Origin of the sequence: Tsukamurella conjunctivitidis, from assembly GCF_007858475.1 — a bacterium.
In the GTDB taxonomy this organism is placed as follows: domain Bacteria; phylum Actinomycetota; class Actinomycetes; order Mycobacteriales; family Mycobacteriaceae; genus Tsukamurella; species Tsukamurella conjunctivitidis.
In genome coordinates, this window is record NZ_VIGX01000216.1 from 1 (window position 1) to 566 (window position 566).

The 566-nt window shown below is 68.7% G+C and carries 1 protein-coding gene and 1 pseudogene; both read right to left on the bottom strand.

Annotated features, from left to right (window positions below; all coding sequences use genetic code 11):
* Positions 1-218: hypothetical protein (locus FK530_RS25110; RefSeq protein ID WP_146489500.1), on the bottom strand; the 218-nt coding region annotated here is incomplete at its 3' end.
* A 52-nt stretch (positions 219-270) separates the two neighbouring features.
* A pseudogene (locus tag FK530_RS25115) lies at positions 271-566 on the bottom strand (fructose bisphosphate aldolase); the annotation flags it as partial.

A 566-nucleotide genomic window follows, 5' to 3' on the forward strand; every position in this document is an offset into this window, starting at 1 on the left:
CTGCAGAGCAGGCCCGCGGCGGTGACCGAGGCGAAGGAGGTGGCGTGGATGATCCAGTCGAAACCGTACTCCCCGGGTGCGGTGGAGCCGGGCCAGCGACGCGTCACCTCCCACAGGGGTGCCAGTACACCTGTGCCCCCGCCGACGTCGGGGGTGTAGAGGACCACGGCCTGCAGGCACAGCATCACCACCCACACGACGACCCAGCCCCTGCGCATGGGTGACAGTGTGCCACCCATGCGCAGGGGCCGGGTTCCGGCCGTGGTCGCCTCAGGAGGCGGAGGCTGCGGCGATCTTCTCGATGGAGGCGCGCAGGGTTGCGGTGAACTCCTCGTCGCTCTGCTGGGCGGTGAGGCCCTGGAGCAGTGCACGGGAGAAGGATGCGATCAGGCCGTGGTTGCGGGCGAGCTTCTCACAGGCCTCCGCCTGGGAGAACCCTCCGGACAGGGCGACCACACGCAGGACCCGTGGATCGGCGATGAGGTCGGCGTAGAAGTCGTCGCGCTCGGGGATCGTGAGCTTGAGCATGACCTTCTGGCCGTCGTCCAACTCGTCCAGGCAGGCAT